The organism is Variovorax sp. P1_G12, assembly GCF_056405555.1.
Map to the genome: position 1 here is coordinate 108,299 of NZ_JBFUBW010000024.1, position 15,501 is coordinate 123,799.

Below are 15,501 nucleotides of genomic sequence, written 5' to 3' on the forward strand. Positions count from 1 at the left end.
CGGCCGGACCCGGAACTCGCGGCGCCCCGCAGTCGTCTTACAACTGTGGTCACGCCTTGGATGTAAATTCGGGGCCCGGTTCGAGCCGTCGAACCCTGTAGTGAACCAAAGAGGTCTGCCATGTTCAATCACATCCTGGTCCCGATCGATGGGTCCGACACCTCGATGCTCGCGGTCAGCAAGGCCAGCGGGCTGGCGCTGGCGTTCGGCAGTCGCATCACGCTCATCCATGTGGTGGACAACTACCCCTTCATCGGCGTCGGCGCGGACTATGCACTGGGCCAGAACGAATACCTCGCGGCCGCCACCAGCAGCGCCAATGCGGCGCTGGCGCGCGGCGTTGCGGCCCTGGCCGCCGAGGGACTGCACAGCGACCAGCGCGTGATCGACGGCCACGTGGTGCACGAGGGCATCGTCGACACCGCGATCGCGATCGGCGCCGACCTGATCGTCATGGGCTCGCATGGCCGCACCGGCATCGAGAAGCTCCTGCTGGGCAGCGTCACGCAACGCGTGCTGCAGGACGCCAAATGTCCCGTCCTGGTGGTCCGCGGCGATCTCAGCTGAAGGCGGGGGGGAGCGGGCTCTCGAAGCGCAGCAGCTGCCCGTCGGCAGGGTGCCTGAATTCGAGCCTCGTGGCATGCAGCAGCAGCCTCGGCGCGCGCTCGCGCACCGTGTCGTCGCCGTACAGCGTATCGCCGAGGATCGGGTGCCCGATCGACAGCAGGTGCACGCGCAACTGGTGGCTGCGTCCGGTCAGCGGTTCCAGCCAGAGGTGGCTGGCGTGGCGTTCGGGCAATTGCCGCTTCAGGCGCCAGCGGGTCTGGCTGGGCTTGCCCGCGGGGTCGATCTTCTGTAGCGGCCTGCGCGGCCAGTCGGCGGCCAGGGGCGCATCGATCAGCGACCAGTCTTCCGCGGCCGGCAGCAGGCCATCGACGATCGCTTCATAGCCCTTGTGCACTTGCCGCGCTGCGAACGCGTCGCCGAGCGCGCGCTGGATCTGCGGGCTGCGCGCCATCAGCACCAGGCCGCTGGTCGCCATGTCGAGCCGGTGCACCACCAGGGCATCGGGCCATTGCCGCAGCGCCCTGGCGCTCAGGCAGTCCTGCTTGTCATCGCCCCGGCCGGGCACGCACAGCAGGCCGGCGGGCTTGTCGAGCACCAGCAGGTGAGGGTCGATGTGGATCGCTTGCAGTTCGGTCATCAGGACGTCGAGTCTAGAAGGCTCGGCTATCCTCGCAGCCAATGCCTGCTGCGCCGCCTGCCGTTCACCCCACCCGTTTTTCAGATCTCACGCGCGAGCGGCCCTTCATGCAGCTGTGGGTGGCGCGCCTGTTCGGCACCGCCGCCAGCCAGATGCTGCTGGTCGCGATCGGCTGGCACATGTACGAGCTGACCGGCAGCGCCTGGGACCTGGGGCTGGTCGGTCTCTACCAGTTCGTGCCGGCGCTGCTGCTGGCGCTGCTCGCGGGCCACGTGGTCGACCGCCGGCACCGGGGCCGCATCGTCGCCGCCTGCTTCTCGGTGCAGGGAGCGGTGGCGCTGATGCTGCTGCTTGCCGTGCAGGTGGCGCACGATTCGCGCGGCTTGCTGCTCGGACTGTCGCTGGTGCTGGGGGCCGTGCGCGCATTCCAGATGCCGGCGCAGCAGGCGCTCACGCCCTTGCTGGTGCCGCCGATGATGCTGCCGCGCGCGATGGCCTTCAGCTCGGCCGGCATGCAGGGCGCCATCATCGGCGGGCCGGCGCTGGGCGGGCTGCTGTTCGTGGCCGGCATGGGCGTGGTGTACGGCGCGGCGCTGGTCTTCTTCGCGCTGGCCGCCGCGCTGGTGCTGCGGCTGCGCTATGCCCACACGCCGCCGGCGCGCGAGCCGGTGACCCTCGCGACCGTGCTGGCCGGCGTCGACTTCATCTGGAAACGCAAGCCGGTGCTCGGGGCGGTCTCGCTCGATCTGTTCGCGGTGCTGCTCGGCGGCGCGGTGGCGCTGCTGCCGATCTATGCCAAGGACATCCTCCACACCGGGCCCTGGGGCCTCGGGCTGCTGCGCGGCGCGCCGGCGGTGGGCGCGCTCGTGACGTCGATCCTGCTCACGCGGCGGCCGGTCGAGCGTCACGTGGGCCGCACGCTGCTGATGGCGGTGGCGCTGTTCGGCGTCTGCATGGTGGTGTTCGGCTTGTCGCGCAGTTTCATCGTCTCGTTGATCGCGCTCGCGGTCTCCGGCGGCGCCGACATGGTCAACGTCGTGATCCGCCAGACGCTGGTGCAGTTGGAGACGCCCGACGCCATGCGCGGCCGCGTGAGTGCGGTCAACTCGATCTTCATCGGCGCCAGCAACCAGCTGGGCGAGTTCGAGTCGGGTGCCACGGCGGCGCTGCTGGGGCCGGTCGGGTCGGTGGTGGCGGGCGGCGTCGGCACCGTGCTGGTGGCGCTGGCCTGGTTCCGGCTCTTTCCGTCGCTGGCGCAGCGCGACCGGCTCCTCCACAGGCCCTAGAACACGGAGAAGGCGTGCGGCACGTCCAGCGCGACGTCGCCGAGCGGCTCGGCCACGCAGGGCAGGATCCAGCCCTCGGCCTTCTCGTCCGCGCTGACGCCGGGCCACTCGATGCGATAGCGGACATGGCCCTCGACGAGCCTGCAGATGCAGCTGCGGCAGGTGCCGTTGCGGCACGAACTCGGCAATTCGATGCCCGCGGCATCGGCTGCCTGCAGCAGCGTGAGACGGGCGTCGGTGTCGAAGCTGAAGCCGCCCGGTTCGATGCGGGCCTTCATCAGGGGCGCGGCGGCGACGACGACTGCTGCCGCCGCTGGTCGCGCAGCATGAAGAGATAGAGGCTCTCGACCTTCTCGCGCGCCCACGGCGTCTTGCGCAGGAACTTCAGGCTGGAAGTCACGCTCGGGTCGCTGGTGAAGCAGCGCAGCGGGATGCGCTCGCCCAGGCCTTCCCAGCCATAGCAGTCCGCCAGCGCGGTCACGATGGCCTCCAGCGTGAGGCCGTGCAGGGGGTTGCGCGGCTGCGGCTGCGGGCTCGCGCTCGGGCTGGGCGCGTCGCTCACTTGTTCTTGAGCTTGCCGCGCGGGATCACCGCGGTGGTGATCGTGCGCACCGGTTCGATGGCAGCACCCGGCGGCTTGGGGGGTGCCGTGTCCTTCTTGGGTTTCTTGGCTTCCTTGGTGCTGCGTTGCTGACTCTTTGCCATGGGGTTCTCCGGGATAGTGCGAATGCAAATGCAGCGGCAAGTTTAGCCCGCAGCTTCGGCGCGGCGACAATATGGCCTTTACCGTTTCGCTTCCCGCATTCATGTCCGACTACGAAGTTCGCCCCGCCACCCTGCGCGATGCCAAAGCCATCGCCGAAGTCCACGCCGCTGCCGCCCGTGCCGCCTACGAGGGCATCCTGCCCGAAGACGAGCTGCGCGCGCTGGCGCCCGCCAGCCGCGAAGCCAAGTGGCGCGAGGCCATCGAGTTCAGCGAGCCGCAGGTGCAGGTCGCAGTGCTCGACGGCGAGGTCGTCGGCTTCGTCGGCTACGACCGCTCGCGCGACGCCAAGACGCCATCGACCACCGGCGAGATCTGGGCCATCTACGTCAAGCCCGAGCACTGGGACAAGGGCGTCGGCGTCGCCCTGTGGGACGCCGCCCGCGACGGCCTCGAGGAAGAGGGCTGCACCGTGGTCACGATCTGGGTGCCGCTGCGCAACGATCGCGCGATGCGCTTCCACGAGCTGGCCGGTTTCAAGCGCGAGATGAAGACCGCAAAGACCACGGCCCTCGGGAGCGTGAAGATCGAGGAGATCCGCCTCAAGCGCAACGTCTGAGCAGGCGCGCTCCATGGCCACCAGCCTGCTGCTGCTGCTCGACGACATTGCGACGGTGCTCGACGATGTCTCGGTGTTGACCCAGGTCGCCGCCAAGAAGACCGCCGGCGTCCTTGGCGACGACCTGGCGCTGAATGCGCAGCAGGTGACGGGCGTCAGGGCCCACCGCGAGCTGCCGGTGGTCTGGGCGGTCTGCAAGGGCTCTTTCGTCAACAAGGCGATCCTGGTGCCGGCGGCGCTGGCGATCGGGACCTGGCTGCCCTGGCTGGTGACGCCGCTGCTGATGATCGGCGGCGCCTTCCTGTGTTTCGAGGGCTGCGAGAAGCTTGCGCACAAGTTCCTGCATCAGAAGGAGCACGCCGCCGACACCGCGCGGCACGAGCAGGCGGTGGCCAGCGACGAGGTCGACCTGGTGGCGGTCGAGAAGCAGAAGATCAAGGGCGCGGTGCGCACCGACTTCATCCTGTCCGCCGAGATCATCGCGATCACGCTGGGGACGGTGCAGGGCCAGCCCTTCCTGACGCAGCTGTCGGTGCTGGTGGGCATCGCGCTGATCATGACCGTCGGCGTCTACGGCCTGGTCGCGGGCATCGTGAAGCTCGACGACGCGGGGCTCTACCTGAGCCGGCGCGAAGGCGCGGGCGCACGGGCCCTGGGGCGCGGCATCCTCGCGGCGGCACCCTGGCTGATGAAGGGACTCTCGATCGCCGGCACGGCGGCGATGTTCCTGGTCGGCGGCGGCATCCTGGTGCACGGCGTGCCGGCCCTGGCCCATGCGGTCGAGGCCTGGGCCGCCGATGCCGGTGGCCTGCTGCGGGCCCTGGCCTCGACGGGCGCCAATGCCACGGTCGGCATCGTCGCCGGCAGCATCGTGCTGGCCGGGGTCGAACTCGTGAAGAGGGTGCGCGCGCGTCCTTGAGCGTGCACGGCGCGGGGAAGCGCCCGGGGGCTCAGCGCCCCCTGGACCGGGCTCGCTGAACCAGGTCCACGCCCACCAGGGCGATGCCGAGCACCAGCGCGAACCAGCCGACCAGGTAGGCGCCGCCGACCGTCTCGCGCCAACCCGGCGACGAGAGGAAGCTCGGCGCGATCAGCACTGCCGCGCCGATGAGGATGCACATGATTCCGCGCTCGAGGGTGCGCGGATTCCGCGCGGGTCGTCTGGATGCCATCGGGCGAGTTTACGGCCCCATCCAAGGCGTCTCGCCGTCGCGTGCGCGCGACGCCCGGTGTCACGCGGCTGAGACGGTGGCCGACCGGTCGGTGAAAGACCGCCCGAGCCGTTCCAAACCCAAGAAAACCCTGAAGACTGTGACTTATTTGCTATTTGAACCATAGCGTTCTTTACTGCGCACGCACCAATTCCGTGCGATCCGTGAACTTGTTCCTCCAAAAAAAGAGTACCGAAGGATTACATTCGTAAGTACTCATTTCGCCTTCGGGCGTTTCATTTTTGGAAGAGCAACTGCATGAATCGCGTTTTCAGTGTCGTCTGGAACTCCTCGCTCCAGGTCTGGGCCGTGGCCTCCGAGCTGGCATCCGGTGCCGGCAAATCCGCCACCCGCAGCGTCAGCCCGTCATCGCCTTCGAACGCCAGGCCGTCCCAGCGCTTCGCGATCCTGCAAATGGCCCTGGCCGCCGCCTTGCTCGGCTTCGGCGGCGCCGCGGCGGCCGCGTGCTCGACCAGCGGCGCAGTGATCACCTGCGCCGCCGGAAGCACCCAGGGGGTCACGGTGGGCAGCGGCCCGGGCACCGCTTCGGGCACCGCTGTCGTCGTCGAGTCCGGAGCCTTGATCAGCACCGGCGCCCAGGCCGGAATCAGCATCGGCAGCGATTCCAGTATCGAGATCCGCGGCGGCGCCACGGTCGAGAACGCCGCCCCGTTTTTCGGCAGCGACGGCTTCTTCGGCGTGGGCTCGGGTGCCAACACCATCGAGATGCACTCGAACAACTCGCTGACGATCGGCCAGGGCGCCAAGGTGCTTTCAACGGGCAACTCGTGGACCGCGGAGGCGGTCAATGCGTTCGGATCCGGCAACCTGATCATCAACAACGGCGAGATCCGGTCGAGCGCGGGCGGCGCGGCAATCTGGTTCCAGCCGGATTCGGGCCAGAACACCATCGTCAACGGTGCCACCGGCGTCATCGAGTACACCGGCGGCTCGGGCAGGATCATGGGCGTGTCCGGCACGACGGAGATCGCCTTCACCAACCGGGGCCAGGTGCTGGGCTCGCTGAACTTCGCCAACGGCAACGACACGCTGAACCTCTACGACGGCTCGTCGATCACCGGCTTGATCGACGGCGGCGGCGGCAGCAACACGCTGACCCTCAACGGCACCGGGGTCGGGACCTTCGGCCAGCCGATCTCGAACTTCCAGACGCTGGTCAAGAACGACACCGGCACCTGGACCTTCAACAATGCGCTGCCGGCCTCGGGCATCACCAGCACCCGGGTGGCGGGCGGCACGCTGATCCTCGGCGCGGACGCCAGCAGCTACACCGGCAGCATGACGGTCGATACGGCCGGCACGCTGCAGACCAGCGCCGGCTTCGCACCGCTGGCGATCACCGACAACGGCATCGTGCGCTTCGCACAATCGACCGATGCCAGCTACACCGGCTTGCTGACCGGTTCGGGCGGCATCGAGAAGACCGGTGCCGGCACGCTGATTCTCACGCGCGACCAGGCGATCACCGGCACGACCACGATCACGGCCGGCGTGCTGCAACTGGGCGCCGGCGGCACGGCCGGCAAGGTCGACGGACCCATCATCGACAACGCGGCGCTGGTGATCAACCGCCTGGATGCCGTCACGTTCGCGGCGCCGATCAGCGGCAGCGGCCACGTGACGCAGCTGGGCGCCGGCACCACGACCTTCACGGCCGACAACAGCTACACCGGCGGCACGACCATCACGGCCGGCACCCTGCAGCTGGGCGCCGGCGGCACGAGCGGCAGCGTCGTCGGCGATATCGTCAACAACGGCACGCTGAGCCTGAACCGTTCGAACACCCTGCAGCTCGACGGCGTCATCAGCGGCAGCGGCGCGCTGAGGCAGGTGGGCAGCGGTGCCACGGTGCTGTCGGGCGCGAACAGCTACACCGGCGCCACCACGGTGGAGGCGGGCACCCTGCGGGCCGCGGCGGCGACGGTGTTCAGCGCCGCCTCGGCCCACACCGTGGCGGCAGGCGCCACGCTCGACACGGCCGGCTTCGACCAGTCGGTCGCGTCGCTGAGCAACGCCGGCACGGTCAACCTGCTGAGCAGCAAGGCCGGCAGCACGCTGACGGTGAACGGCGCCTACGTCGGCCACGGTGGCGTGCTGAGTCTCGGCACGGTGCTGGGCGCCAGCGGCAGCCTGAGCGACCGGTTGGTGCTGAACGGCGCCGCCGCCAGCGCGAGCGGCAGCACCACGGTGCGTGTCACGAATCTCGGCGGCCTCGGCGGCCTGACCACGGGCAACGGCCTCGAAGTGGTGAGCGCGCTGAATGGCGCCACCACCACCGCCCAGACCACGCGCGACGCCTTCGCGCTGGCCGGCGGCCACGTCGATGCGGGTGCCTACGAATACCGCCTGTACGCGGCCGATGCCACGGGGGCCGGCGAGAGCTGGTATCTGCGCTCGTCGACCACGGTGCCGCCGGTGCCGCCGGTGCTCGAGAACACCAGTCGGGGGCAGACCCCGCAGCTGGTCGCCGTGCCGACCTACCGTGCCGAAGTGCCGCTCTTTGCGGCCCTGCCGGCCGAGTTGCGCCAGGCCGATCTGGCGATGCTGGGAAACCTGCACCGGCGCGTCGGCGATGAGTTGGCGCCAGCGGCCGCTGCCTCCGGAGACCCGGCAGCTGGGCGCCAGGCCTGGGCCCGCGCCATCTACAGCGACCTCGACATCCGGCAGGAGGGCGTGGCCGCGGCACAGAGCCAGGGCCATGTGAGCGGCGTCCAGGCCGGCACTGACCTGCTGGCCACCGGCGGCTGGCGCGCCGGTGTCTATGTCGGCACGCTGGACGGCAACGCCGACGTCAGCGGCAACGCCCGCGGCCTGGTCGCGGCGGTCGGCCGCAACGACCTGCAGTCGCGCTACCTCGGCGGCTATGCGACCTGGATGGGGGCGGACGGCCTCTACGCCGATGCCGTGCTGCAGGGCGGCCGCCACAGCTACACGGTGCTCCCCAATGGCAATTTGAGCGCCGAGGGCAAGTCGAACAGTCTCACGGCCTCGATAGAGGCCGGCAAGGGCTTCGCGCTGGCCGAGGGCTGGACGATCGAGCCGCAGGCGCAGCTGATCTACCAGCGCAACCGCTTCGACGACGTGCTGATCAGCGGTGCGCTGGTGAACCAGGAGGCCGACGGCGGCTGGATCGGCCGGCTGGGCGTGCGCATCAAGGGCGATGTCGCGACCGCGGCCGGCCGGCTCCAACCCTATGGCCGCTTCAACGTCTATCTCGCCGGTTCGGGCACCGACGTCGCGACCTTCATCGGTCCGGCGGCCAGCACCCGCATCGCCAGCGCCAGCGGCTACACCTCCACCGAGCTGGCCGCCGGCATGACGCTGGCGCTGACGCCCACGGCCACGCTGTACGGCGAGGTCGGACAGCTCTACAACGCGGGCGGCGATGCCAAGGTGAAATCGTCTCTGCAGGGCTCGATCGGCATGCGCCTGAGCTGGTGATCCAGCGGTCCCAAGTTTCGGTTCAAATACGGTTCCAGCGGCCGCCTGTATCGGGCGGCCTTCGAAGCCCATCGCCAGACCGGAACCCATGGACCTCCTTCGCTCCCGCATTCCTGCCTTCCTCGGGCGCGCCGTCGCGCCGCTGCTGCTCGCCGCCGCCGCCTCGGGCGCCGCCGCGCAGCAGGAGGCCAACCGCTTTCCCGCCGCGGCGATGAGCTTCCTCGGCGGCGAGCTGCCGGCCATGGAAGCGGCCATCGCGGCGCGCGACCGGGACTACTTCGAGGACGCGATGGGCCGCATGCTGGGCTTCTCCGACAGCTGGGGCTTCAAGACGCGCGACAACCCCGCGCTGGCGCGCTTCCCGATGTGCACCGATGCGGTGTCGGACTTCCTGGTGGTCGGCCTGTGCCGCATCATGACCACCAGTTCGGCCTGCGAGCCGGGCATGGAAGCGAAATTCAACCGCAACCTGCAGCAGTGCCGCGATCTCGCGGCCAAGCTCTGACGCCACGAAGGGCATCACCATGGACTACACGCGCTACAGCACCCTCGCGATCACGCGCCGCGGCGAAGCCGATGCCGTGCTCGACATCCAGATGCGGGCCCAGAATGGAAAGCTGCCCACGGCAGGGCACGACGGCCATCGCGAACTGGCCGAGATCTGGCGCGACGTGGCGGCCGACGACAGCGTGCGCTGCGCCGTGCTGCGCGGCGAAGGCATGGGATTCTCGGGCGGCGGCGACCTGGCCATGGTCGAGCAGATGACCACCGACGACGCCGTCCGCACCCGGGTCTGGAAAGAGGCGCGCGACCTGGTCTACAACATCATCAACTGCGACAAGCCGATCGTCAGTGCGATGCATGGGCCGGCGGTCGGCGCCGGGCTGGTGGCAGGGCTGCTGGCCGACATCTCGATCGCCAGCAAGAGCGCCAAGATCGTCGACGGCCACACGCGCCTGGGCGTCGCGGCCGGCGACCATGCGGCGATCGTCTGGCCGCTGCTGTGCGGCATGGCGAAGGCCAAGTATCACCTTCTGCTGTGCGAACCGGTCAGCGGCGAGGAGGCCGAGCGCATCGGCCTGGTCTCGCTGGCGGTGGACGAGACCGAGCTGCTGCCGCGTGCCTACGCGCTGGCCGACCGGCTGGCAGCCGGCAGCCAGAGCGCGATCCGCTTCACCAAGTACGCGCTCAACAACTGGCTGCGCCAGGCCGGGCCGACCTTCGACGCCTCGCTGGCGCTCGAGTTCATGGGGTTTGCCGGGCCCGATGTGCGCGAAGGCGTGGCGTCGCTGCGCGAACGGCGGGCGCCGAAGTTCCTGTAGCCGGCCTGCGGCGCTCAGGCCTTGAGCCCCTGCAGCGTCTGCAGCAGAACGACGCGGGTCTGGCCGAGGATCATGCCCTTCCATTCGTCGTTGTCGCAGTAGAACGCGTCGCGCAAGTCCTGTCGGATCGCGCGCTGCTGCGCGGCCGGCGCTTCGGGATGCCGGCGCAGCCAGGTGTCGGCGCGCAGCCGACGCAACACTTCCTGGTCGGGCAGGGTGCCGAACTCCAGCCCCATCAGGGATGCGGCGGCCTGTGGGCATTCGTCATAGACCGTGGATACCACCGGCCCCGACACGTCGGCCGAGGCGGAATTGCCTTCAAAGGGCGCGAACACGTCGGCGCCCCACCAGGCCCGCGCGCGCGCCAGATCCGCCACCGCGTTGCGGCCCGGGTAGATCTTCTCGCCGTGGCCGTAGGGGCCGAGGCCGGTGTGGATGTCGATCCAGGCGATGTCGGTGGCGGTCGCTGCGTACTGGCGCAGGATCGCGCGAATGGTGCGGTTGCTCCAGGAGGGCGCCAGGCCGCCGTAGAACACCCCGTCGGGCGATGTGTACTGGCCGGCCGTCACCGCGGTGCGGTAGGCCCGCATGCCGTGCTTGTCGATGTAGGCGGCCATCGCGGCCTCGTCGGCGGCGCTCGGCGGCCAGCTGGCCGGCAGCACGAAGGGCTCGACCTCCGCATAGGCGGCGTTGACCGGCAGCGGCGCATCGAAAGGGATGTGGTTGCGGTTCAGGTCGATGTTGTCCTCGTTGGTGCGGTGCAGGTGCGAGAAGCCGTGCGGGTTGACCGCGTGCACCAGCAGCAGCGCGATACCGCCCTGTGCAAGCCGCGCCAGCAGGTCGGCATCGTGGAGCGTCGCGACCTGGCAGCCCGAGCCGCAGAAGCCTTCGGGGCCGTGCGTGCCGGAGCTGACGATCAGCAGCCTGGCGGCGCCCGGCGCGCCGACCCGCGCCACGTCGGTGGCCAGCGTCTCGCCGAGCGCGCCGCGATGCGCTTCGAGCACGAAGGATTCGACCGCCGCGCCGCGTTCGGCGGCGGCGTCGAGGAACTTGCGCCGGGCCTCGGCGTAGGTGCCCGAGAAATGGCGGGTGGCTGCGGAGCTGTGCATCGTGGTCCTCGAGAAATCGTTGCCGTTCAGGCGTAGCGCTTGAGCATCGTCTCGGTGCTGCTCTTGCGGTCGGCGTTGACCGCAACGACATGCGGCCGCTGGTTCATGCGCTTCAGGTAGCCGCGTGCGGCCGGCAACGCCTCGTCCAGCAGGTCGCGGCCGTAGATGATCTTGGTCGCGCCGGCGACCAGCGGCAGGTGGGTGATCGCGGCGCAATCGGCCAGCGTGAACTGGTCGCCGGCGATGAACGGCGCGTCGAAGCGCGCAAGCTTGCCGAAAGCCGCGATGTTCTTTTCTAGCTGCTTGCCGATCTTCTCTTTGAGGCCCTCGCTGACCTTGCCGCCGAAGAAGGCTTCGGGGTAGAGGTTGCGCGCCACCAGCTCGAGGTGCAGTTCGAGGTAGAGCGTCAGCTCGCGCACCTTGGCCGCGGCATAGGGGTCGGCCGGCAGCAGCGGGGTTTCGGGGTAGGCCGCCTCGATGTACTCGTTGATCGCGGCAGACTCGCACAGCATGCCCTGGTCGGTGCGCAGGTAGGGCACCTTGCCCAGCGGCGAGGCGGCCAGGTCGGTTTCGCCGATCCACGCCAGTTCCTCGTCGAAGGACACGTTTTTCTCAAGCAGTGCGAGCTTGACCTTGTTGTAGTAGTTGCTGGCTGCGAAGCCGATCAATGTCAACATGAGTGTCTCCAGTCGTTGGTATGACGCCATTTTGCCGGTCGGCGCTGGCGGAGCGAGCGGCGACGGGTTTTCCGAAAGGCAGCCAGGTGGCCGTCCTGTCGGAGGCGGGGTCGATTTCTGCGGTAACTTCGGAGCCATGTCAAATCCACCCATCGAAATCGAAACCGCCCCGAATCCGACGGCCACCGTCATCGTCATGCACGGCCTGGGCGCCGACGGCAATGACTTCGTGCCCATCGCCAACGAACTCGACCTGGGCCCTGTCGGCCCGGTGCGCTTCGTGTTCCCGAACGCACCCGTGATTCCGGTCACCATCAATGGCGGCTACCGGATGCCCGCCTGGTACGACATCATGGGTCCGGACCTGGCCAAGCGAGAGGACGAGGCGGGCCTGCGCCGATCGCAGGCGTCGATCGAGACACTGATCGCCAACGAGAAGGCGCGCGGCATCCCGGCCGCGCGGATCGTGGTCGCCGGCTTTTCCCAGGGTTGCGCCATGGCCTTCATGACCGGCCTGCGCCATGCAGAAACGCTCGCCGGCATCGTCGGGCTGTCGGGCTACCTGCCGCTGGCCGCGACGACGGCCGCCGAGCGCCATCCGGCGAACCAGAAGACGCCGATCTTCCAGGCCCATGGCCTGCGCGACGGCGTGGTCCAGATCGCGCGCGCCACGCAGAGCCGCGATGCGCTCCAGGCGCTGGGCTACGGCGTCGAATGGCACGACTACCCGATGGAGCACTCGGTCTGCATGGAAGAAATCGCCGACCTCAATAAATTCCTCCTCCGCGTCCTGGCCTGACCTGACCTGACCTGACCTGACCTGATCCCGGCCGGCGCAGCCAGGCCCCTTGGTGAAACACCGCGGAACCGGCTTCGCCGGGCCGCAGGTGTTGCCCCCGGTAGGGGGTGGGCGCCCGGACACGAAGTGCCGGGCAACCTGGGGGCGAGCAACATTTCTTTCGGCATGCTACCTTCCGTCCCCACCAAAGAACGATGGGTGATAACTAAATGAGTAACTTCAAGGAGCGCCTGGACGCGCTCTCGCCCGCGCGGCTCCGGGGGGCGCGGCGCGGGATCGAGAAGGAAAGCCTGCGGGCGCAACCGGATGGCAAGCTGGCCCCGACGCCGCATCCCGCGGCGCTGGGCTCGGCGCTCACGCATCCGCACATCACGACCGATTTCAGCGAGTCGCAGCTCGAACTCATCACTGGCGCCCATGCGGGCGTCGAGGCGGCTCTCGAGGAACTGGTGCGGGTGCACCAGTTCACCTACCGCGTGCTCGGCGAAGCGGGCGACGAACGGCTCTGGGTCTCGAGCATGCCCTGCGGCCTGCCCCCCGACGAAACCATTCCGATCGGGCGCTACGGCTCGTCCAATGTCGGACGCGCCAAGAGCGTCTACCGCATGGGCCTGAGCCACCGCTACGGGCGGCGCATGCAGACCATCTCGGGCATTCACTACAACTGGTCGCTGCCCGACGTGTCGAGCGAGCAGTACTTCGCGCTGATCCGCAACTTCCGCCGCCACGCCTTCCTTCTGCTCTACCTGTTCGGCGCCTCGCCGGCGCTGTGTTCGAGCTTCGTCGATGGCCGGCCGCACGAGCTGCTGCCGCTGGGCGAGGGCAGCATGCACATGCCGCACGGCACCTCGCTGCGCATGGGCCGGCTGGGCTACCAGAGCGAGGCGCAGGCCTCGCTGGCCGTGAGCTACAACAGCCTTGACGGCTATGGCGCCTCGCTGCAGGACGCACTGACCCGGCCCTGGCCGGCCTACGAGGCGATCGGCATCCGCAATCTGGGCGGCGACTACAACCAGCTCGCCACCAGCCTGCTGCAGATCGAGAACGAGTTCTACGGCACCATCCGCCCGAAGCGGGTGATCTACCCCGGCGAGCGCCCGCTGCATGCGCTGCGCGAGCGCGGCGTCGAATACGTCGAGGTGCGGCTGATGGACCTCGACCCCTTCGAGCCGGTCGGCATCAATGCCCAGACCATGCGATTCCTCGACGTCTTCCTGCTGCACTGCCTGCTGACCGACAGCCCGCCCGACACCCACGAGGAGATCGCCGACCTGGCGCACAACCAGCACCTGACGGCCGCGCGCGGGCGCGAACCCGGCCTGCAACTGCGGCGCGCCGGGCGCGACGCCACGCTGACCGATTGGGGTGCCGAGCTGCTGGAGCAGTTCGTGCCGATCGCTGCCGCGCTCGATGCGGCGCACGGCGGCACGCAGCACGCCGAGGCGGTGCGCGCGGCCGAGGCGGCCTTGCGCGATCCGGCCGTGCTGCCGTCGGCGAGGGTGCTCGAGGCGATGAAGGCGCACGATGATTCCTTCGTCGGTTTCGTGCGCGCCCGGTCCGAGCAAACGCGCGAAGCATTGCTCGCGTTGCCGTTCCCGGACGACCTGCGCGCGCAGTTCGAGCGCATGACGCAGACCTCGATCGAGGCGCAGAAGCGCATCGAAGCCAGCGACAGCATGCCGTTCGAGATCTACCGCGAGCAATACGTCTCCCCGGCGCGCCTCGGATTCAAGAACCACTGGGCCGAAACGCCGCCGGCACCGATCAGCCAGCGCGCCGAACTGTGAGCCCACCCCCAGGTTGGCTCACTGCGTGTAGCCGCCCACCCCCTTGCAGGGGGCGCCGCGCAGCGGCCCGGCAAAGCCGGTTCCGCCGCGGCTCCCGAACGGGCGCGCTGCGCACAGCCGAAAACACACACACCCCCTGACGGAGTGGGGCGAGCAACATTTTTTTTGAAAGCGACGAAAGCATGAGCATCGAATTCAAGGGCCGTGTGGCCATCGTCACCGGGGCCGGCGGCGGCCTGGGCCGCCAGCACGCGCTGGCATTGGCGGCGCGTGGCGCCAAGGTCGTGGTCAACGACCTGGGCGGTGCCCGCGACGGCTCCGGCGGCTCGGTCAGCGCCGCCCAGGCGGTGGTCGACGAGATCAAGGCGGCGGGCGGCGAGGCGATCGCCAACGGCGCCTCGGTGACCGACTTCGAGGCAGTGCAGGCCATGGTGGCGCAGGCCGTCGAGACCTGGGGCCGGGTCGACATCCTGGTCAACAACGCCGGCATCCTGCGCGACAAGAGCTTCGCCAAGATGGAGCTGGCCGATTTCCGGCTGGTGATGGACGTCCACCTGATGGGGGCGGTCCATTGCACCAAGGCGGTGTGGCCGCTCATGAACGAGCAGAAGTACGGCCGTATCGTGATGACGACTTCGTCCTCCGGCCTCTACGGCAATTTCGGCCAGAGCAACTACGGCGCCGCCAAGCTGGCGCTCGTGGGCCTGATGCAGACGCTCTCGATCGAGGGCGCGAAGAACGACATCCGGGTCAACTGCCTGGCGCCGACCGCCGCCACCCGCATGACCGAAGACCTGATGCCCGAGGCGGTCCTGGAGGCGCTGAAGCCCGAAGCCGTGGTGCCCGCGATGCTGGTGCTGGCGGCGCAGGACGCACCCAACCGAACCATCCTGTGCGCCGGTGCCGGCACCTTCGAGGCGGCGCACGTCACGCTGACCCAGGGCGCCTGGATCGGCCTGGGCGCCGACGCACCCGAGCAACTCGCGCAGCGGCTGGCCGAAGTGACCGACCGCGCCGGCGAGATCGTGCCGCAGAGCGGCGCGGCGCAAGGCAGCAACGAGGTCGGCAAGGCGATGGCGAACGCGGGCCGGCGCTGAGGGCTGAGGGCTGAGGGCTGAGGGCTGAGGGCTCAGGCCGGCGCCGGGCCGCCCCAAGGCGGCCTGCGGCCCCCTCGGGGGGCAGCGACCACACGCAGTGGGGAGCGTGGGGGCTCAGGCCGGCGCCGGGCCGCCCCAAGGCGGCCTGCGGCCCCCTCGGGGGGCAGCGACCACACGCAGTGAGGGAGCGTGGGGGCTCAGGCCGGCGCCGGGCCGCCCCAAGGC

At 69.4% G+C, this 15,501-nt stretch carries 17 protein-coding genes; 10 read left to right on the forward strand and 7 right to left on the reverse strand.

The window, feature by feature from the left end; translation table 11 throughout:
* The first annotated feature begins 120 nt into the window (after positions 1–120).
* Positions 121–567: a universal stress protein gene (locus AC1D2O_RS25110; protein WP_478158085.1), complete on the forward strand. Its 447-nt coding sequence runs from the start codon at positions 121–123 to the stop codon at positions 565–567.
* On the opposite strand, the gene AC1D2O_RS25115 is transcribed toward AC1D2O_RS25110, so the two are convergent.
* A complete protein-coding gene (locus tag AC1D2O_RS25115) occupies positions 560–1,204 on the reverse strand; it encodes an RluA family pseudouridine synthase (protein WP_478090169.1) in 645 nt (214 codons plus the stop codon). The two genes, AC1D2O_RS25110 and AC1D2O_RS25115, sit on opposite strands and share 8 nt — an antisense overlap.
* Before the next feature lie 41 nt (positions 1,205–1,245).
* Between AC1D2O_RS25115 and AC1D2O_RS25120 the strand changes: the two genes are divergently transcribed.
* Positions 1,246–2,490, forward strand: coding sequence for an MFS transporter (locus tag AC1D2O_RS25120; protein WP_478090168.1), 1,245 nt, complete (start codon positions 1,246–1,248; stop codon positions 2,488–2,490).
* Here AC1D2O_RS25120 and AC1D2O_RS25125 read toward each other — a convergent pair.
* Genes AC1D2O_RS25125 through AC1D2O_RS25135 form a run of 3 tightly spaced genes read right to left on the reverse strand, consistent with a single transcriptional unit; the run spans position 2,487 to position 3,195 of the window.
* Positions 2,487–2,768 carry a 2Fe-2S iron-sulfur cluster-binding protein gene (locus tag AC1D2O_RS25125; RefSeq protein WP_478090167.1) on the reverse strand — a complete coding sequence of 94 codons (282 nt, stop codon included), beginning with the start codon at positions 2,766–2,768 and terminating at the stop codon, positions 2,487–2,489. The genes AC1D2O_RS25120 and AC1D2O_RS25125 overlap by 4 nt on opposite strands.
* Positions 2,768–3,052, reverse strand: a complete 285-nt coding sequence (locus AC1D2O_RS25130; protein WP_478090166.1) for a VF530 family protein — start codon at positions 3,050–3,052, stop codon at positions 2,768–2,770. Before AC1D2O_RS25130 ends, AC1D2O_RS25125 begins: the two co-directional genes overlap by 1 nt.
* Positions 3,049–3,195 carry a hypothetical protein gene (locus tag AC1D2O_RS25135; RefSeq protein WP_478090165.1) on the reverse strand — a complete coding sequence of 49 codons (147 nt, stop codon included), beginning with the start codon at positions 3,193–3,195 and terminating at the stop codon, positions 3,049–3,051. The genes AC1D2O_RS25130 and AC1D2O_RS25135 overlap by 4 nt, the downstream gene beginning before the upstream one ends.
* 101 nt (positions 3,196–3,296) lie before the next feature.
* On the opposite strand from AC1D2O_RS25135, the gene AC1D2O_RS25140 reads away from it, so the two are divergent.
* Positions 3,297–3,812 (forward strand): N-acetyltransferase family protein, encoded by a 516-nt coding sequence (locus AC1D2O_RS25140; RefSeq protein WP_478158086.1) that lies wholly within the window; start codon positions 3,297–3,299, stop codon positions 3,810–3,812.
* 13 nt (positions 3,813–3,825) lie between these two features.
* Complete coding sequence (locus tag AC1D2O_RS25145) at positions 3,826–4,731, forward strand: DUF808 domain-containing protein (RefSeq protein WP_478090163.1); 906 nt, start codon at positions 3,826–3,828, stop codon at positions 4,729–4,731.
* 31 nt (positions 4,732–4,762) lie between these two features.
* On the opposite strand, the gene AC1D2O_RS25150 is transcribed toward AC1D2O_RS25145, so the two are convergent.
* Entirely contained in the window at positions 4,763–4,984 is a 222-nt protein-coding gene (locus AC1D2O_RS25150; RefSeq protein ID WP_478090162.1) for a hypothetical protein, read from the reverse strand.
* Between the two features lie 297 nt (positions 4,985–5,281).
* Here AC1D2O_RS25150 and AC1D2O_RS25155 point away from each other — a divergent pair, with 297 nt between their 5' ends.
* The 3 genes from AC1D2O_RS25155 to AC1D2O_RS25165 all read left to right on the forward strand — a co-directional run bounded on the left by AC1D2O_RS25155 (position 5,282) and on the right by AC1D2O_RS25165 (position 9,807).
* Positions 5,282–8,485, forward strand: coding sequence for an autotransporter outer membrane beta-barrel domain-containing protein (locus AC1D2O_RS25155; protein WP_478158087.1), 3,204 nt, complete (start codon positions 5,282–5,284; stop codon positions 8,483–8,485).
* 88 nt (positions 8,486–8,573) lie between these two features.
* A complete protein-coding gene (locus AC1D2O_RS25160; RefSeq protein WP_478158088.1) occupies positions 8,574–8,990 on the forward strand; it encodes a hypothetical protein in 417 nt (138 codons plus the stop codon).
* A gap of 19 nt (positions 8,991–9,009) precedes the next feature.
* Positions 9,010–9,807, forward strand: a complete 798-nt coding sequence (locus AC1D2O_RS25165; RefSeq protein WP_478158089.1) for an enoyl-CoA hydratase/isomerase family protein — start codon at positions 9,010–9,012, stop codon at positions 9,805–9,807.
* A gap of 14 nt (positions 9,808–9,821) precedes the next feature.
* Here the strand turns inward: AC1D2O_RS25165 and AC1D2O_RS25170 are convergent, their stop codons facing one another.
* A complete protein-coding gene (locus AC1D2O_RS25170; RefSeq protein ID WP_478158090.1) occupies positions 9,822–10,916 on the reverse strand; it encodes a M14 family metallopeptidase in 1,095 nt (364 codons plus the stop codon).
* Between the two features lie 26 nt (positions 10,917–10,942).
* Complete coding sequence (locus AC1D2O_RS25175) at positions 10,943–11,593, reverse strand: glutathione S-transferase (RefSeq protein WP_478093439.1); 651 nt, start codon at positions 11,591–11,593, stop codon at positions 10,943–10,945.
* A 136-nt stretch (positions 11,594–11,729) separates the two neighbouring features.
* On the opposite strand from AC1D2O_RS25175, the gene AC1D2O_RS25180 reads away from it, so the two are divergent.
* The 3 genes from AC1D2O_RS25180 (at position 11,730) to AC1D2O_RS25190 (ending at position 15,276) form a co-directional block, all read left to right on the forward strand.
* On the forward strand, positions 11,730–12,392 hold the full coding sequence (locus AC1D2O_RS25180; protein WP_478158091.1) for an alpha/beta hydrolase: 663 nt from the start codon (positions 11,730–11,732) through the stop codon (positions 12,390–12,392).
* A gap of 209 nt (positions 12,393–12,601) precedes the next feature.
* Positions 12,602–14,179: a glutamate--cysteine ligase gene (gene gshA, locus AC1D2O_RS25185; RefSeq protein WP_478158092.1), complete on the forward strand. Its 1,578-nt coding sequence runs from the start codon at positions 12,602–12,604 to the stop codon at positions 14,177–14,179.
* A 182-nt stretch (positions 14,180–14,361) separates the two neighbouring features.
* Positions 14,362–15,276, forward strand: coding sequence for an SDR family NAD(P)-dependent oxidoreductase (locus AC1D2O_RS25190; protein ID WP_478093445.1), 915 nt, complete (start codon positions 14,362–14,364; stop codon positions 15,274–15,276).
* The last annotated feature ends 225 nt before the right edge of the window (positions 15,277–15,501 follow it).

Bases quoted from the DNA above. Each gene is read 5' to 3' on its own strand.
- AC1D2O_RS25165 (WP_478158089.1), top strand. From the start codon at position 9,010: ATGGACTACACGCGCTACAGCACCCTCGCGATCACGCGCCGCGGCGAA.
- AC1D2O_RS25115 (WP_478090169.1), bottom strand. From the start codon at position 1,204: ATGACCGAACTGCAAGCGATCCACATCGACCCTCACCTGCTGGTGCTC.
- AC1D2O_RS25190 (WP_478093445.1), top strand. From the start codon at position 14,362: ATGAGCATCGAATTCAAGGGCCGTGTGGCCATCGTCACCGGGGCCGGC.
- AC1D2O_RS25180 (WP_478158091.1), top strand. From the start codon at position 11,730: ATGTCAAATCCACCCATCGAAATCGAAACCGCCCCGAATCCGACGGCC.
- AC1D2O_RS25140 (WP_478158086.1), top strand. From the start codon at position 3,297: ATGTCCGACTACGAAGTTCGCCCCGCCACCCTGCGCGATGCCAAAGCC.
- AC1D2O_RS25135 (WP_478090165.1), bottom strand. From the start codon at position 3,195: ATGGCAAAGAGTCAGCAACGCAGCACCAAGGAAGCCAAGAAACCCAAG.
- AC1D2O_RS25125 (WP_478090167.1), bottom strand. From the start codon at position 2,768: ATGAAGGCCCGCATCGAACCGGGCGGCTTCAGCTTCGACACCGACGCC.
- AC1D2O_RS25110 (WP_478158085.1), top strand. From the start codon at position 121: ATGTTCAATCACATCCTGGTCCCGATCGATGGGTCCGACACCTCGATG.
- AC1D2O_RS25160 (WP_478158088.1), top strand. From the start codon at position 8,574: ATGGACCTCCTTCGCTCCCGCATTCCTGCCTTCCTCGGGCGCGCCGTC.
- AC1D2O_RS25155 (WP_478158087.1), top strand. From the start codon at position 5,282: ATGAATCGCGTTTTCAGTGTCGTCTGGAACTCCTCGCTCCAGGTCTGG.
- AC1D2O_RS25170 (WP_478158090.1), bottom strand. From the start codon at position 10,916: ATGCACAGCTCCGCAGCCACCCGCCATTTCTCGGGCACCTACGCCGAG.
- gshA (WP_478158092.1), top strand. From the start codon at position 12,602: ATGAGTAACTTCAAGGAGCGCCTGGACGCGCTCTCGCCCGCGCGGCTC.
- AC1D2O_RS25145 (WP_478090163.1), top strand. From the start codon at position 3,826: ATGGCCACCAGCCTGCTGCTGCTGCTCGACGACATTGCGACGGTGCTC.
- AC1D2O_RS25175 (WP_478093439.1), bottom strand. From the start codon at position 11,593: ATGTTGACATTGATCGGCTTCGCAGCCAGCAACTACTACAACAAGGTC.
- AC1D2O_RS25120 (WP_478090168.1), top strand. From the start codon at position 1,246: ATGCCTGCTGCGCCGCCTGCCGTTCACCCCACCCGTTTTTCAGATCTC.
- AC1D2O_RS25150 (WP_478090162.1), bottom strand. From the start codon at position 4,984: ATGGCATCCAGACGACCCGCGCGGAATCCGCGCACCCTCGAGCGCGGA.